At 69.4% G+C, this 15,859-nt stretch carries 13 protein-coding genes and 1 pseudogene; 8 read left to right on the plus strand and 6 right to left on the minus strand.

What is annotated here, in order from left to right; genetic code table 11:
* Nucleotides 1-53: 53 nt before the first annotated feature.
* The 6 genes from ACIP6N_RS09415 (at nucleotide 54) to ACIP6N_RS09440 (ending at nucleotide 7,891) form a co-directional block, all read left to right on the plus strand.
* Complete coding sequence (locus tag ACIP6N_RS09415; protein ID WP_401814419.1) at nucleotides 54-1,472, plus strand: sensor histidine kinase; 1,419 nt, start codon at nucleotides 54-56, stop codon at nucleotides 1,470-1,472.
* Between the two features lie 139 nt (nucleotides 1,473-1,611).
* Complete coding sequence (locus ACIP6N_RS09420; protein ID WP_401814420.1) at nucleotides 1,612-2,283, plus strand: response regulator; 672 nt, start codon at nucleotides 1,612-1,614, stop codon at nucleotides 2,281-2,283.
* Nucleotides 2,284-2,553: 270 nt separating this feature from the next.
* Complete coding sequence (locus ACIP6N_RS09425; protein ID WP_401814149.1) at nucleotides 2,554-4,575, plus strand: 2-oxoacid:acceptor oxidoreductase subunit alpha; 2,022 nt, start codon at nucleotides 2,554-2,556, stop codon at nucleotides 4,573-4,575.
* Entirely contained in the window at nucleotides 4,568-5,629 is a 1,062-nt protein-coding gene (locus ACIP6N_RS09430; RefSeq protein WP_401814151.1) for a 2-oxoacid:ferredoxin oxidoreductase subunit beta, read from the plus strand. The genes ACIP6N_RS09425 and ACIP6N_RS09430 overlap by 8 nt, the downstream gene beginning before the upstream one ends.
* Before the next feature lie 221 nt (nucleotides 5,630-5,850).
* A complete protein-coding gene (gene rarD / locus ACIP6N_RS09435) occupies nucleotides 5,851-6,855 on the plus strand; it encodes an EamA family transporter RarD (protein WP_401814422.1) in 1,005 nt (334 codons plus the stop codon).
* Nucleotides 6,856-7,231: 376 nt separating this feature from the next.
* Nucleotides 7,232-7,891 (plus strand): fasciclin domain-containing protein, encoded by a 660-nt coding sequence (locus ACIP6N_RS09440; RefSeq protein WP_401814152.1) that lies wholly within the window; start codon nucleotides 7,232-7,234, stop codon nucleotides 7,889-7,891.
* Nucleotides 7,892-7,966: 75 nt separating this feature from the next.
* Here ACIP6N_RS09440 and ACIP6N_RS09445 read toward each other — a convergent pair whose 3' ends face one another.
* The 3 genes and pseudogenes from ACIP6N_RS09445 to ACIP6N_RS09455 all read right to left on the minus strand — a co-directional run bounded on the left by ACIP6N_RS09445 (nucleotide 7,967) and on the right by ACIP6N_RS09455 (nucleotide 10,820).
* On the minus strand, nucleotides 7,967-8,548 hold the full coding sequence (locus ACIP6N_RS09445) for an HD family hydrolase (RefSeq protein WP_401814153.1): 582 nt from the start codon (nucleotides 8,546-8,548) through the stop codon (nucleotides 7,967-7,969).
* A 233-nt stretch (nucleotides 8,549-8,781) separates the two neighbouring features.
* Nucleotides 8,782-9,254, minus strand: a pseudogene (locus ACIP6N_RS09450) (transposase family protein); the annotation flags it as partial.
* 39 nt (nucleotides 9,255-9,293) lie between these two features.
* Nucleotides 9,294-10,820, minus strand: a complete 1,527-nt coding sequence (locus ACIP6N_RS09455; RefSeq protein WP_401814155.1) for a multicopper oxidase family protein — start codon at nucleotides 10,818-10,820, stop codon at nucleotides 9,294-9,296.
* A gap of 323 nt (nucleotides 10,821-11,143) precedes the next feature.
* Here ACIP6N_RS09455 and ACIP6N_RS09460 point away from each other — a divergent pair, with 323 nt between their 5' ends.
* Nucleotides 11,144-11,311, plus strand: coding sequence for a DUF397 domain-containing protein (locus ACIP6N_RS09460; protein ID WP_401814423.1), 168 nt, complete (start codon nucleotides 11,144-11,146; stop codon nucleotides 11,309-11,311).
* Between the two features lie 34 nt (nucleotides 11,312-11,345).
* On the opposite strand, the gene ACIP6N_RS09465 is transcribed toward ACIP6N_RS09460, so the two are convergent.
* A complete protein-coding gene (locus tag ACIP6N_RS09465) occupies nucleotides 11,346-11,789 on the minus strand; it encodes a TIGR03668 family PPOX class F420-dependent oxidoreductase (RefSeq protein ID WP_401814157.1) in 444 nt (147 codons plus the stop codon).
* A gap of 216 nt (nucleotides 11,790-12,005) precedes the next feature.
* Here ACIP6N_RS09465 and ACIP6N_RS09470 point away from each other — a divergent pair, with 216 nt between their 5' ends.
* Nucleotides 12,006-12,338: a hypothetical protein gene (locus ACIP6N_RS09470; RefSeq protein ID WP_401814159.1), complete on the plus strand. Its 333-nt coding sequence runs from the start codon at nucleotides 12,006-12,008 to the stop codon at nucleotides 12,336-12,338.
* A gap of 155 nt (nucleotides 12,339-12,493) precedes the next feature.
* Here the strand turns inward: ACIP6N_RS09470 and ACIP6N_RS09475 are convergent, their stop codons facing one another.
* Nucleotides 12,494-13,705 carry an outer membrane lipoprotein carrier protein LolA gene (locus tag ACIP6N_RS09475; protein WP_401814160.1) on the minus strand — a complete coding sequence of 404 codons (1,212 nt, stop codon included), beginning with the start codon at nucleotides 13,703-13,705 and terminating at the stop codon, nucleotides 12,494-12,496.
* A gap of 301 nt (nucleotides 13,706-14,006) precedes the next feature.
* Nucleotides 14,007-15,017: a polyprenyl synthetase family protein gene (locus ACIP6N_RS09480; RefSeq protein WP_401814424.1), complete on the minus strand. Its 1,011-nt coding sequence runs from the start codon at nucleotides 15,015-15,017 to the stop codon at nucleotides 14,007-14,009.
* Nucleotides 15,018-15,859 lie beyond the last annotated feature (842 nt).

The following is a 15,859-nucleotide window of genomic DNA, read 5'->3' on the forward strand; positions in this document are numbered from 1 at the left end:
AACCGGCCTCATGGTGCGGGCGCGGCGGCCCGAGCAGCATGAGGTGCATGGAAATGGACGCAGACAGCCCGTTCGCGCAACGGACCCCGAGCCCGGCCTCGGGCACCTCAGACACCGCGCTGAACGCCACGTACGAGCCGCCGCGCCACCGGCCCCGCTTCCTTCCCCCGGCACTCCGCGCGCCCTTCGAAGCCCGCACCTGGCGCACGTTCGGCTACCTGCTGCTCAGCCTCCCGATCAGTGTGGTGATGTTCACGTACGCGGTGGTGACGGTCTCGGTCGGCACCGGTCTGCTCGTCACCTTCTTCGGGGTGCCGGTGCTCGCGGCGGGACTGGCCGGCTGCCGCGGCTTCGGCACGATGGAACGGGCGCGGGCCCGCGCGCTGCTGGGGCTGCGGGTGGAGAACCCGGCGCCGCTCCTGGCCCGCACGCGCGACGCGAAGCGGGACACCGGGAGCGGCCGGAGAAGCGGGCTGATGTCGTGGGTCGGCGCGGCGCTGAAGAGCGGGGTGTCCTGGCGTCATCTGCTCTACGCGGTGACGCACTTCCCGTGGGCGGTGTTCGGTTTCGTCGTCTCGGTGACCTTCTGGGTCACGGGCTGGTCGCTCTTCCTCTATCCGCTGTGGCAGTGGGTGTTTCCCCGCTATCTGGACCAGCAGGGCCTTCAGGTCTTCGGCGACAGCGAGGGGAACGGCTTCTACCTCGACACACCGTTCGAGATCGGGGCCCTGAGCGCGGTCGGTCTCGCACTGGTGCTCCTCACTCCCTGGCTGATCCGTGGTCTCACGAGCGTCGACAAGCTGCTGGTCACCGGACTGCTCGGGCCGTCCGGGCTCGCCGGCCGGGTGACGGAGCTGGAGTCCGACCGCGGGGTGGTGGTCGACACGGCCGCAGCCGATCTGCGCCGTATCGAACGCGCCCTGCACGACGGAGCCCAGGCCCGGCTGGCCGCCCTGGCCATGGATCTGGGGCTGGCGAAGGAGACGCTCGCGCGGGACCCGGAGGCGGCCGCGCGGATGGTCGCCGACGCCCACGGCGAGGTGAAGACGGCACTCCAGGAGCTGCGTGATCTGGCCCGCGGCATCCACCCGGCGGTCCTCACCGACCGGGGACTCGACGCGGCGCTCTCCGCGATCGCCTCCCGCTGCGCGGTACCGGTGACGGTGCAGGTGGATCTGCCCGCCAGGCCGGCGGCCGCGATCGAGGGCATCGCCTACTTCACCGTCTCGGAACTCCTCCAGAACGTCAGCGCGCACGCCGGGGCGCGCCGGGCGACGGTCGACGTCTGGCGGGCGGAGGACCGTTTGCTGCTCCAGGTCACGGACGACGGCCGGGGCGGCGCCGCCCCCTCGGCGGGCGGCGGGCTGGCCGGTCTCACCGAGCGGCTGGACGCGGTGGACGGAGTCCTGCTCGTCCGTTCACCGGCGGGCGGGCCGACGACGGTGACGGCGGAGCTTCCCTGGCGCGGCTGACATGGGGGTAACGGTCGGCCTGAACGGTGTTTCAGCCGCACATCAGGCCCATTCGGCACAGGCGGCCCGCAGCGGTCCGAATCCTGAGATGCTGGAGGCTACAGCGTCCAGGATTACTGACAGTGAGGGCTACGGGGTCGTGGTGGACAGAGTACGGGTGGTCATAGCCGAGGATTCGGTGCTGCTCCGCGAGGGCCTGACCCGGTTGCTGACCGACCTCGGGCACGATGTCGTCGCCGGTGTGGGCGACGCGGACGCCTTGATCAAGACAATCGGCGAGCTGGCCGACGAGCAGGCGCTTCCCGACGTGGTGGTCGCGGACGTACGGATGCCGCCGACCCACACGGACGAAGGCGTGCGCGCGGCCGTGCGGCTGCGCAAGGAGTACCCCCAGGTCGGTGTCCTGGTGCTCTCGCAGTACGTCGAGGAGCAGTACGCCACCGAGCTGCTGGCCGGGTCCACCCGGGGCGTGGGCTATCTGCTCAAGGACCGGGTCGCCGATGTCCGGGAGTTCGTGGACGCCGTGGTGCGGGTGGCCGGTGGCGGGACGGCGCTGGACCCCGAGGTGGTCGCCCAGTTGCTGGGCCGCAGCCGTAAGCAGGACGTCCTGGCGGGGCTGACGCCGCGCGAGCGGGAGGTCCTGGGCCTGATGGCCGAGGGCCGGACGAACTCGGCGGTCGCGAAGCAGCTGGTGGTGAGCGACGGTGCGGTGGAGAAGCACGTGAGCAACATATTTCTGAAGCTGGGCCTCGCCCCCAGCGTCGGGGACCACCGCCGGGTGCTGGCCGTACTGACGTACCTCAGGAACTGACCTGCCTCAGGAACTGAAAGGCCTCGCGGACCCACGGCCGGCCGGGACGCCGTCGGCCGGGCCTGGACCCAAAGTATGAGACTCGCGCGACGTTCCAGGCCGCACAAATTAGGACCAAAACGCATCAAATGACGACACCTGGCCGCCCTGAAACGATGCTTGATCGACGACAAGTCTAGGGAAAGGCGACCCTTACCGTCGTAGGGTGGCTTCGGGACTGCCGGGCGGCCGGCCGGTTCCGAGCCGTCACCTCGAAGGAGGTCCAGTTCAGTGACCAGCCAGGTCAGTAGCCCAGCCGACGAAGCCAACGGTGCCAGTGAGTCCGTTGAATCCATTGTCGGTGAACAGCGCGCCCATCTGTTGTCCGGACAGGAAGCCCCGGAGGCGGCAGCGGCCGTCGGACCCGAGAGTGCGGGCGTACCCGAGAGCGCGGGCGAGAAGGAAGTCCGGCGTCTCGACCGGGTGATCATCCGTTTCGCGGGTGACTCCGGTGACGGTATGCAGCTGACGGGCGACCGGTTCACGTCGGAGACGGCGTCCTTCGGGAACGACCTGTCGACCCTGCCGAACTTCCCCGCCGAGATCCGGGCGCCCGCCGGGACCCTGCCGGGTGTCTCCTCGTTCCAGCTGCACTTCGCCGACCACGACATCCTGACCCCGGGCGACGCCCCCAACGTGCTCGTCGCGATGAACCCCGCCGCGCTGAAGGCGAACATCGGTGACGTCCCGCGCGGCGCGGAGATCATCGTCAACACCGACGAGTTCACCAAGCGCCCGATGGCCAAGGTCGGCTACGACACCTCCCCGCTGGAGGACGGTTCGCTCGACGGCTACCAGGTGCACCCGGTGCCGCTGACCACCCTCACCATCGAGGCGCTGAAGGACTTCGGGCTCTCCCGCAAGGAGGCCGAGCGCAGCAAGAACATGTTCGCGCTCGGGCTGCTGTCGTGGATGTACCACCGGCCGACCGAGGGCACGGAGAAGTTCCTGCGGGCGAAGTTCGCCAAGAAGCCGGAGATCGCGGAGGCCAACGTCGCCGCGTTCCGCGCCGGCTGGAACTTCGGCGAGACGACCGAGGACTTCGCCGTCTCCTACGAGGTCGAACCCGCCACGTCCGCCTTCCCCGCCGGGACCTACCGGAACATCTCCGGGAACCTCGCCCTGTCGTACGGGCTGGTCGCCGCGTCCCAGCAGGCGGAGCTGCCGCTGTACCTGGGCTCGTACCCGATCACCCCGGCCTCGGACATCCTGCACGAGCTGTCCAAGCACAAGAACTTCGGCGTCAGGACCTTCCAGGCCGAGGACGAGATCGCCGCCATCGGCGCGGCGCTCGGCGCGGCCTTCGGTGGTTCGCTGGCCGTCACCACCACCTCGGGCCCCGGCGTCGCGCTCAAGTCGGAGACCATCGGCCTCGCGGTCTCGCTGGAGCTGCCGCTGCTGATCGTCGCCATCCAGCGCGGCGGCCCCTCGACCGGTCTGCCGACCAAGACCGAGCAGGCCGACCTGCTCCAGGCGATGTACGGCCGCAACGGTGAGGCCCCGGTCCCCGTCGTCGCGCCGCGCACTCCGGCCGACTGCTTCGACGCCGCGATCGAGGCCGCCCGTATCGCCGTGACGTACCGCACGCCGGTCTTCCTGCTCTCCGACGGATACCTCGCCAACGGCTCCGAGCCCTGGCGGATCCCGGACACCGAGGAACTGCCCGACCTGCGCGTACGGTTCGCGACCGGCCCCAATCACCAACTGGCCGACGGCACCGACGTGTTCTGGCCGTACAAGCGCGACCCGGAGACCCTGGCGCGGCCGTGGGCCGTCCCCGGCACCCCCGGCCTCGAACACCGCATCGGCGGCATCGAGAAGCAGGACGGCACCGGCAACATCTCGTACGACCCCGCCAACCACGACTTCATGGTCCGCACCCGCCAGGCCAAGGTCGACAACGTCGACGTCCCGGACCTCGACGTCGACGACCCCACGGGACGGGCCACGACCCTGGTGCTCGGCTGGGGATCGACGTACGGGCCGATCACCGCCGCCGTGCGCCGGCTCCGCAAGGACAGCCTCTCCATCGCCCAGGCCCACCTGCGCCACCTCAACCCCTTCCCCCGCAACCTCGGGGAGGTCCTGGCGCGTTACGACAAGGTCGTCGTCCCCGAGATGAACCTCGGCCAGCTCGCCACCATGATCCGGGCGAAGTACCTGGTCGACGCCCACTCCTACAACCAGGTCAACGGCATGCCGTTCAAGGCCGAGCAGCTCGCCACGGCGCTCAAGGAGACCATCGATGCCTGACACGAACGAGCTGCTGACGCTGGTCCCCAAGGCCGAGGCCAAGCAGTCCATGAAGGACTTCAAGTCCGACCAGGAAGTCCGCTGGTGCCCCGGCTGCGGCGACTACGCCGTCCTCGCCGCCGTCCAGGGCTTCATGCCCGAACTGGGCCTGGCCAAAGAGAACATCGTCTTCGTCTCCGGCATCGGCTGCTCCTCCCGCTTCCCGTACTACATGAACACGTACGGGATGCACTCCATCCACGGCCGCGCCCCGGCCATCGCCACCGGCCTGGCCACCTCGCGCCGTGACCTGTCCGTCTGGGTCGTCACCGGCGACGGTGACGCGCTGTCCATCGGCGGCAACCACCTCATCCACGCGCTGCGCCGCAACGTCAATCTGAAGATCCTGCTGTTCAACAACCGGATCTACGGTCTGACCAAGGGCCAGTACTCCCCCACCTCCGAGGTCGGGAAGATCACGAAGTCGACGCCGATGGGATCGCTGGACTCCCCGTTCAACCCGGTGTCGCTGGCGATCGGCGCCGAGGCGTCGTTCGTGGCCCGTACGGTCGACTCCGACCGCAAGCACCTCACCGAGGTCCTGCGCCAGGCCGCCGACCACCCCGGCACCGCGCTCGTCGAGATCTACCAGAACTGCAACATCTTCAACGACGGCGCGTTCGAGGTCCTCAAGGACCGCGAGCAGGCGCAGGAAGCCGTGATCCGCCTGGAACACGGTCAGCCGATCCGCTTCGGCACAGAGGACGCGCCGAAGGGCGTGGTGCGCGACAACGCCACCGGTGACCTCGAAGTCGTCGCGGTGACGCCGGAGAACGAGTCACGGATCCTCGTCCACGACGCGCACGCGAGCAGCCCGACCAACGCGTTCGCCCTCTCCCGGCTCGCCGACCCCGACACGCTCCACCACACGCCGATCGGGGTCTTCCGCAGCACGGAACGGCCGGTCTACGACACCCTGATGTCGGACCAGCTCGACGCGGCCGTCCAGCAGCGGGGCAAGGGCGATCTCGGCGCGATGCTCGCCGGGAACGACACCTGGACCGTCGTCGGCTGACGCGGTCCTCTGGCTGACGCGCAGCCTTTCTTCCGGCTGACGCCCGCCTGCTTCACCGAGGCCCGGATCTCCACGAGGAGGTCCGGGCCTCCGCCGTAGGCCTGCCCGGCCCATCTTGGCCGCCCCGGACATGTCATGACCGTATCCCGATACGGACATGACATACGGCCCCGCGCGGCGCTACCTTCATCCCAAGGGTGGAGCTCGGGGTGGGAGGACCAATGAAGGCGGACGGCGAACAGCGGACAGGTTTGCTGTACGGGATCAGCGCATACGGCATGTGGGGCCTGGTCCCCCTGTACTGGCCGCTGCTCCAGCCGGCGGGGGCGATGGAGATGCTCGCCCACCGCATGGTCTGGTCACTGGCCTTCGTCGGCATCGCGCTGCTGGCGCTGCGCCGCTGGGGCTGGATACGGGAGCTGCTACGCCAGCCCCGCAAGCTGGCACTGCTCTCCGCCGCCGCCATGGTGATCACCGTCAACTGGGGCGTCTACATCTGGGCGATCAACGCCGGACATGTGGTCGAGGCGTCGCTGGGCTACTTCAGCAACCCGCTGGTGACGATCATCATGGGCGTCGTGCTGCTGAAGGAACGGCTGCGGCCGACGCAGTGGGTGGCGGTCGGCGTCGGCTTCACGGCCGTGCTGGTGCTCGCGATCGGGTACGGCCAACTGCCCTGGATCGCGCTCGTGCTGGCCTTCTCGTTCGGGACGTACGGGCTGATCAAGAAGAAGGTCAACATCGGCGGCCTGGAGTCGCTGGCCGCGGAGACCGTCATTCTCTTCGTGCCCGCGCTCGGGTATCTGCTGTGGCTGGGCGCGACCGGTTCCTCGACGTTCGCGTCGCACGGCGCGGGACACGCGGCGATGCTCGCCTCCGCCGGTGTGGTCACCGCCGTACCGCTGATCTGCTTCGGCGCGGCGGCGATCCGGGTGCCGATGGCCATGCTGGGGCTGCTCCAGTACCTGGCGCCGATCTTCCAACTGGCCCTGGGAGTCGTGTACTTCCACGAGGAAATGCCGGCGGAGCGCTGGGCGGGCTTCGCGCTCGTCTGGGTGGCGCTGGCGCTCCTGACCTGGGACGCGCTGCGGACGGCCCGGCGCACGAGGACGGAGGCGGCGGCGCTCCAGCTGTTGGTGCCCGCGCGAGCGGAGGCCTCGACGCCGGTGGCGCAGCGTCCGTCGCCCGCCGCGGACCATGCGGACCATAAGGAACCGGCGTCCTGAGCGGAGGCACGCTCCGGAGGCCCTGGAGCGTGCCCTGAGCATGTCCCGCCGGGAGGCGCAAGCGGGGGCGGATACGGAAGCTCAAGCGGGACCGGACACGACGGCGGAAGCGGGCCTGACACGGCCACGGAGGCGGCCGGAGCCCTTGTCCTGTCGGGCTCGGGATGCCGAGCGGCGCGACTGCGGTTTCACTGGGATGGCAACCCCGAGCGACGAGGGGCGGCCGAGTGGGCCGTCCCGCCAAGACCGCCGAGACCACAGAGACCGCAGAGACCCGTGGATCGCCGCATCGTCGCATCCCCGGATCCCGGATCCCCGGATCCCGAACCGTGTCCCCTCCCCCTCCCTTCTCAGGACTCAGGAAGAGGAAAACGGCATGAAGCTCAGCCATCTCCGCACCACCGTCGTGGCCGCCACAACCGCGCTCGCCCTGCCCCTGTCGCTGGGGTTCCTGGCGCCCCAGGCGTTCGGCCAGTCGCCGAGCCCCAGCCCGTCCACCACCAGCAGCAGCTCCTCGCCGTCCCCCTCGACATCGCCTTCGACGTCCTCCTCGACGTCGCCGAGCGCGTCGACGCCCTTCGGCCCCGGATGCTCCTCGCTCCCGGGAGGCGGCACCAACCTGGCCGCGGAACCACTGGCGAGCGCGGCAGCCCACGATCCGCACCTGTCCATCCTGGTGGGCGCGGTCACGAGGGCCGGCCTGACGGGCATGCTCAACCACGCGAAGGACACCACTCTCTTCGCGCCGACCAACGCGGCCTTCCACAAGCTGGGCAAGGCGAAAGCGGCCTCTCTGCTCAGGAACAGGGCAGCGCTGAAGAAGCTCCTGAGCTACCACGTGGTCGACGAGAAGATCGCCCCGTCCCAGCTCCCCCACGGCACCTTCACCACGCTGGAGGGCGCCAGCATCTCCACGTCGGGCTCCGGCACGTCGTTCACGGTCAACAAGACCGCGAAGATCATCTGCGGCAACATCAACGCGGCCAACGGCAAGGTCTACATCATCAACAACGTGCTGACCCCGCCCACCTCGTAGCGCGGTCCACGCATCCAGGGCCGGGTGGCCGCTCGTCGTCCACCCGGCCCTCGGCGCGCTCCCGGACGAGCGCGATCAGGCGCACTTCTCGCCGAGGGCCGCGCGCAACAAGTCGAGTGATCCCTGAGCGAGGAGTTCGTCCGCCAGGCGTACGGCGGAGCCGGTGACCAGCCGGCCACGGCTGGTGTCGATCCACCGCTGGGCGTTCTCGCAGCCCTGTGCCTTGCACTCGATGCCCTGGAGCAGGCATTCGAGCTTGTCCGCGTCCCGGGCGCAGATGGCCTCGGGACTCTCCTCCTCCTCGTACTCGGCCACGAGATACCGCACCGTCTCCGCCGGCGGCTCGGGCATACCGGCGGTCTGGTCCGCGGTGACCTCCTGCGGATCGGCGCCGGACGCGTACTTCTTGCCGAGGTGGTTCACGTCCCCCGTGCGGGACTCCTGGGAGTCGTGCCAGACGGCCAGGAACGCGGCCCGAGCCGGATCGGCGCCTTCCAGCTTCGCGATGATCGACGCGATGAGCGAGGTGCGCCACGCGTGCTCGGCAACGCTCTCCGGATCATGTACCCCGGCCATCCACCAACCCGTCCGCCGGGCCTGCTTGAGCGCGCCCGCCGCGTACAGAAAGTGCGCCACCGCGGACAGGTCGTCAGCCACGTCGGCCCCTTCACGCCTCGGCGAGGCGAATCGCGTACCGGATCCCTTCCAATTCCCGGTGCGTACGCGCCGACAGCCCCGGCTCATCCAACATCACGGGGACGAGCCGGGCGGTAGCGACAGCTGCGAATGCGGAGGGTTCAAGCCTCTGAGACGCTGCCGATGCAGGACGGCGACGGCGCGCACTTGGCACCGCTCGTACGCGGTGCCGGGGCCGCACGGACATCCAACGGCTCTGCCCAGCAGTCGATGTCTGCTGAGGTAAGGGCGTCGAGGATGCCGTGTTCCCGTGCGGCGCGGATGTCATGGATGGCTCCGGGCACGGCGGGTGAGGCCCACACGAGACGTCCGGCCGGGTCGGCCAGGACCTGGACGTTGATGCCGTGCTTCTTGTGTCGACCAGCACGAATGCCTTCCTCGACGCTTCGCGCACGGTTTGGTCGAGCGTGGGTACCAGGGGCGGCCAGAAGGTCGACGGCTTCGGCGATGTATCGGTAGGCCGTGGTCGTACCGGTGCCAAACCCGGCGGCGAGCTGCGCGTAGGGATGCCCCGTTACGCAGGTGAGCCAGGGCGAGCAGGGCCTGCCGGCCGGCGCTCAACCGGCAGTCACCGGCTGCCGATCGAACGGCGACGCTCGCGGATACGGGCAGTGAGGAAGCGAGGATGCGAGCTGGACAGGTCCGGTCCGGACGGGTAGACGAGCACGTGAAGCACCGCGGCCACCGGCGCGGGTGGCCGGACGGATCATGCGACGTATTCGATGAGTTGCATCATGCCCCGGTCCTCATGCTGGAGCTGATGGCAATGGACGAGGGCCCGACCGGCGAAGTCCTTGAAGCGGACACGCATGGTCACCGACCCCGCCTTGTTGATGCCGATGGTGTCCTGCCAGACCGGGGTGTCGAGGGGGCGGCCGTCGACTGCGGTGACCAGGAAATGGTTGGTGTGCAGGTGAAATGGATGGTTGGCGTGGTCGGCCGAGTCGTTGCGGAGGGTCCATTCCTCTGTCTCGCCGAGCCGGAGGGTGTGGTTGACGAACGCCGGGTCGAACCGGCCGTAGGTCGGGTCCGACGGATCGGCCGGGTCACGGGTGGCCGGCGTCGCTCCGTCACCCGTGATGCGGAACGCGTGGGTGAAGGGCCGGCCGGGGAAGGCGTCCGTGTCGCTGTGGAAGGTCAGGGAACGATGACGGGTCACTTCGAGCGGGTCGATGAACGGGGCGGGACCCGGCAGATCGGTGGGCAGGTCCATCCGTACCCCGGGGCCGGACTGCACGGTCATGGTCGCCAGCAGAGTGCCGCCCGCCATGATGCGGTAGCTGCCCGGCCGTTGCGCCTTGATCATGACGTCGGCGCGGTTGCCCATCGACAGGGTGACCCGGTCACGCTCAACGGTCCGGGTGAAGGCGACGCCGTCCGTGGCGATCTGGTGCAGGGTGTGTCCCTCCACCTCGATCGGCAGGACGGTGAACGCGGACGCGTTGACCAGACGCCAGCGCTGCACCTCGCCGACGCGCAGCCTGATCACGGGCTGGTAGTTCCCGTTCACGACGAACGTCGACCTGACCGCGCTCAGGTCGTCCTCGGCTCGCAGCTCGGGTACCTGCCCGTTGGAGAGTTTGAGCTCACCGACACACATCACGACGTCGCTCGCGGCCGCGATCTGCGGAACCCGGTCGATCGCGCCTTCCACGATCAGTGCGCCCAGCAGGCCGCTGGACAGTTGCACGGCGGCCGATCCGTGCACATGCGGGTGGTACCAGAACGTCCCGCCCTGGTGGTCGGAGGGAATCTCGATCCGGCTGCGGTAGCTCCTGGTGGTCAGGCCGTTGGCAGGATCGTAGGGGGCGAATTCACGGAAGACGTTGTCCGCGTTCCCGGCCGGTGACACGTGCAGTCCATGGGTGTGCAGATTGACCGAATTGAATTTATGCGGAATGTTGTGGTCGCCGTGAGCATTCTGATCAGGGTTGGGCGGCAGATTGTTGACGTGCTCGAGGTCGAGCACATCGCCCGGACGCAGGCGCAGCGTCGGCCCGTTGACGTGCCCGTTGTAGAGCCGAAGATTGACGTTGCCGACTCCGGGAAGCACGCCACGGGTGAACGCGACCCGCAACGTGGCTGACAGGACACCGTTCGCGGAGCGAAGCAGCGGAGGCTGGCGAAACGGCGCGGGCGCCGCCGACGCTCGCGGGGCGAGCAGCACGCCTCCGGCCAGGGCGGGAGCCGAGGCCAGGAGCGCACGCCTGCTGATGCCGAGTGATGAGTCCATGGATTCGCCCCTGCTCGCGTACACAGCCAAATACCGTTCAGCATGACGAGCGGCCCACGGGTTCCACCGAACGACACGTTGCCACACAGAGGGCTTCCCCCGATTGGCGCAGGACGGACTCGGCATCAAGCTCACGCTCGACGGCAAGAGCGACTGCCCGGCTGCGGGCTCCGAGCCAGCACACGTCACCGGCATTTCGGACGCGCGGATGTGGACTCCAACCGTCCCGGTGCTTGACCCTGCGGACAGATGATCAGTCGGGCAGCCAACGTGGTTATGTTCGTGCTCGCTGAGCAAGCACGAATAACGTCGGGCCACTACTGATCGGAAGGGTCACCGGCTACACCGGCCAGCCTTGCGTCGAGATCGCAGACAGCTTCGCCGGTGCCGTACCCGTCCGCGACAGCAAGGACCCCCACGGCCCGGCCCTCCTGCTCGCCCCCGGCGCCTGGACCGGCTTCCTGACGCACGTCAAAACCACCGACGCGTAGCCCGCAACCACCGCCACCGAGCCCCGCCACCCGTTCAGTCCGGGGCGGCGGGGTTTGTCGTGCCGTCCGCGTACGCCCAGCCCGTGACCCGTGTCAGCGTGATCTCGATGACCGGGCCCTGCGGCCGGTCCGCCGCATACTGGGGGTACTTCGCCGCGAGGCGGTCGAGCCAGGGCTCCTGCCCGGGGCCCGCCAGGATGCGGGCGGTGCCGTCCGCGCGTACCCACCAGAGCTGCGTCCAGTCGTCGGCGTACTCGTCCACCAGCGCGCATACACGGCTGTTGGCCTCGATGTTGCGCAGGCGGCGGAGGTTCTGACGCCCCTTCGGCTTGTGGTCCACGGCGATGGCCAGCGTGCCGCCGTGCACCGCGAAGGTGGCCGGTACCTGGTGTGGGATGCCCTGGGCGTCAGCGGTCGCGAGTCGCAGGACGCGCGCGGCACGCAGTCGGCGGTGCGCTTCTGCTTCCGAGAGTTTCATCGGTGTTCTACCGTGTCTCTTTCTGACCTGTTTCGCGGCCTTGACCGGGCGGCGGGGCACGCCGAAGACGTGGCGCTCCCTCACCATTGCGTTTCCTCGTTCTTCGGAATCCGGACCGACGTCTCCTCAGCTTTTCCCTCAGCCTTTGGCGGAGCCTCAGCGAGGACCGGTAGGTTCTCCGCGGTGACCTTGAGGGAGACGCACGGCCTCGCATCGATGACCGACGAAGCGCGGTTGCGCTGGACGGCCCGAGGCGCGCGGCAGCGGCGCCCGGTCAACTGGGCCATGAACGGCGGGCTCGGCACGGAAAGACACGCCGACCCGCTCGATGATCACATTGCCGAACTGCGCGCGTGCCTGCCCGCGCGAGCGGAACTCCTCGGTGGGTGCGACGATCCCCGCCCTCTGTCGGCACTTGAATCACTCGCGCTCCGGCTCGCTCTTCCGCTGACGCGGATCGGCGGCGCGGGTCACGAACCCTGGCTGGAGCAGCCCGATGCCGTCCGGGCGCACCTTCGGCGATTTGTGCAAGCCGCAGTCGGACCGTAGGTCTGCGACCGGTTCGCCGGCCGGACTGTCCCCGGCTGTCGGCACTGCGGCGGGTTCGGCACGGACCGCGTCCGCTCAGCACTCCGCCCCGCCGCACAGAACGTGCGACGGGGCGGGCGGCCGGGGCCTCGGCCGAGGGGGATCGGCCGGGGTGGTTACTTCGCCTGGTTGGCGGCGTCGACCAGTGCGTCCTTCGTGACCGCGCCGGCGTAGACCGAGCCGTCCTCCGTCATCAGAGCGTTGATGAGACGGGTGTGGAAGACCGTGCCGGAGCCGAACTTGCCGGTCACCTTCGTGCCCAGGGCGTCCAGGAACTGCTGGCCCTTACCCGTGTCGGCGCCGGACTTTCCGTCCGCCTTCGACCCGGACTCCGTGCCTCGCAGCTCGGCGATCGAGGTCCAGCCCGTGCCGATGACCTTGACGTCCTTGAGGCTGTTCTTCCCCTCCGCGCCGTCGAGGCCCTTCGGGCTCTGCTTCTCCTGCGCCTTGTGGTCATCGCCCTGCGTCACCTTCGCGCCCTTGGGCGGGGTGAAGGTGAACGTGGACGCGGCGGGCTTGGCGAAGTCGACGTCGGTGAAGCCGACGTCCACCACGGCCTTGCCGCCACCGCTCGGCGCGAGCGTGAACTTGAGCGGCGTGCCGGTCTTCCCGTCGACCGCCACTGTGACCGAGCCGACCGTCGTACCGGTCTGCTTGGGCTTGATGACCAGCTTGTACGCGTCCCGGCCGGCAATCCGCTCCGTACCGTCCACGGTCACGGAACTCGTGCCCTGCGCCGCCTTCAGCGCCTGGTCGGCGAAGTCACGAGGCGTGGCGGGCATCTCCTTCGGAGCCTGCCCATGGCCCTTCTCCGCGCCTTCCGCCGCCTTCGGCGAGGTGGTGTGGATGGCCTCGTTGCTCGCGCTGTCGTACGCCCAGACCTGCTCGGCATTGTGGATCAGGCTGTACTCCGATGCCTTCTCCTTGATCGAGACCCGCTGCTTGTCGGGGCCGTCGGCCGCGACCCGCAGGGTGTGCGTGCCGGAGCTCAGCTCCATCAGCTTCGCGGTCGGATCCGCGGAGCTGTCACTGCCGCCTGCCGCGCCACCGAGGGCGCCCAGCGAGGGCAGACCCAGATCCGTGGTGATCTTCACGGAGCCGGACAGCTGCTCCGTGTCGGACGCGGCGATCTTCTCGATGAGTTTCTGCGCGCTGATTTTCGGCAGATCCGGGTCACCGGGTGATGCCAGAGCCGGTACGAGTCCGATGGTCGCCGCGGCCAGCCCCCCGACCGCGACCGGAACCACGTACCGCACCATCCTCCTCCGGCGGTGTGCGCCGGGAGCCGTGTGGTCCTCAGTGGTCTTTGCGCTGTCGTTCGGTGCCATGTTGGTGCCCTACCTCCGTGATCGGCGGCTTTCCGTCCTTCGCACTCCTCCGCTCCCGGCCGCCGTTGCCATTCGTTGCCAACTGTGTTGGCCAGAAGCGTTGTTGTTCATCTCACCGGATCGCGCGGCCGTAAGCGTCAGACCCCGGGATCAATTTTTCGTACGCCTGTGGGATGACCTGCGGGCGTGGGACGTCAGCCTCAGGGCGCCCCTGGACCCTGAGGAAGCCGCAGGCAGGACGCGACGGACAGGGCCTGGGACGGACTCAGGACAGGACCGGGCATGCGGCACCGGACAGGGCCTAACCCGCCCGGTGGACCACCGCGTCGCACAGCTCGATCAGCGCGGACTTCGCATAGCCCTCGGGCAGCGGTGTGAGCGCGGCCCGCGCCTCTTCCGCGTACCGGATGGTGTCCCGGCGCGCCTGTTCCAGGGCCGGGTGCACGCGCAGCCGGCGCAGCGCCTCCGCGAGGCGCGCGTCGTCGGCCAGATCGCCGTCCAGCAGCTCGACCAGGGCCAGGTCGTCCGCGTGGCCGTGCTCCGCCGCCCGGGCGCGCAGCAGCAGTATCGGCAGCGTGGGGATACCCTCGCGCAGGTCCGTGCCCGGTGTCTTGCCCGACTCGTGGGAGTCGCTGGCGATGTCGAGGACGTCGTCGGCGAGCTGGAAGGCGACGCCGAGCCGTTCACCGTACTGGGTGAGGATGTCGACCACGGACTCGTCGGCGCCGGACATCAACGCGCCGAAGCGGCCCGACACGGCGATCAGCGAGCCGGTCTTGCCGCCGATCACGTCGAGGTAGTGGCTGACCGGGTCGCGTCCGTCGCGCGGTCCCGCCGTCTCCAGGATCTGGCCCGTGACCAGCCGCTCGAAGGCCTCCGCCTGGATACGGACGGCCTCGGGGCCGAGGTCGGCCAGGATGTGCGAGGCGCGGGCGAAGAGGAAGTCGCCGGTGAGGACGGCTACCGAGTTGCCCCAGCGGGTATTGGCGCTGTCCACTCCACGGCGTACGTCGGCCTCGTCCATCACGTCGTCGTGGTAGAGCGTCGCGAGATGCGTCAGCTCGACCACCACGGCGGCCGGGACGATGCCGGGCGCGTACGGGTCGCCGAATTGGGCCGCGAGCATCACGAGCAGCGGGCGGAAACGTTTGCCGCCCGCCCGCACCAGATGCTGGGCGGCCTCCGTAATGAAGGGCACCTCGCTCTTGGTGGCGTCGAGCAGGCCCGCCTCCACTGCCGACAGTCCGGTCTGGACATCGGCTTCAAGAGCCTGGTCCCGCACGCTCAGCCCGAACGGCCCGACGACGGTCACGAGGGGGTACTCCTGTCTGCTGACGCTCACACGGATTGTCGATGTGTCGTTGTCCTCACTCAAGTCAGCGTATCCGGTCCCCTTTCGATCACCATGGGCGCCTTCCCGGCTCCGCGGGTATGTTCGTGATCAGTCATGCGGGCGGGGGCAGTTCTCGCGTCCGAAAACGGCGTCGAGGCAGGCGGCGCCCCTCGCGGTGGTCGTCGGTGTGGCCGTGATCGTCGTGTGCTGCTCCGGGGGCCGCACGCGCCGCGCACGCTTGGTACGGAGGCTCGTAGTACCCCGTCCCGCCGCGCCTCATGCCGGTACCCGAGGTGGTCGGCATGCCCCACCCGCCGCACCGGTACCGAACGGACCGGAACCGCTCGGCGCCATGCCCCCGGTCACGCTCGACGCACCGCGTCCTGAGCGGCCGGCGGTCAGAGACGTGGCGCAGGGCACCGGACGGCCGGACGTCGCTCCGCGTACCGAGGCGCGCGCACGGCCGGTACGGCCGCACCGGCCGGAGCTGAGCCGGGACGCGCCGGCCGGGACGCGCTGGTCGGCACGTGCCAGCCGGGACGCGCTCGGAGACCGGCTGTGACGCCGACGGCTTCCTCGCCCCCGCCGAGGTGATCTGCCCGGGGCGGCGGCCAGGTCGTCTTCCACCGGACCAGGGAGAAACGGATCCCGCGCCGGGTGGGCTGAGATACCGTCATGCGGCCCCGATCCGGGCTCCGGTGAGGCTCGCGGGCGGCTTCCGCGGGGTGCCGAGGAGGCTTTGACTGGGGCTACCGCCGGTACGATCTCGCGATCCGCCACCACACCCCACCACTTTCCGGTCATTACACGCTTTTCGCCAC

The organism is Streptomyces sp. NPDC088725 (assembly GCF_044751305.1).
In the GTDB taxonomy this organism is placed as follows: domain Bacteria; phylum Actinomycetota; class Actinomycetes; order Streptomycetales; family Streptomycetaceae; genus Streptomyces.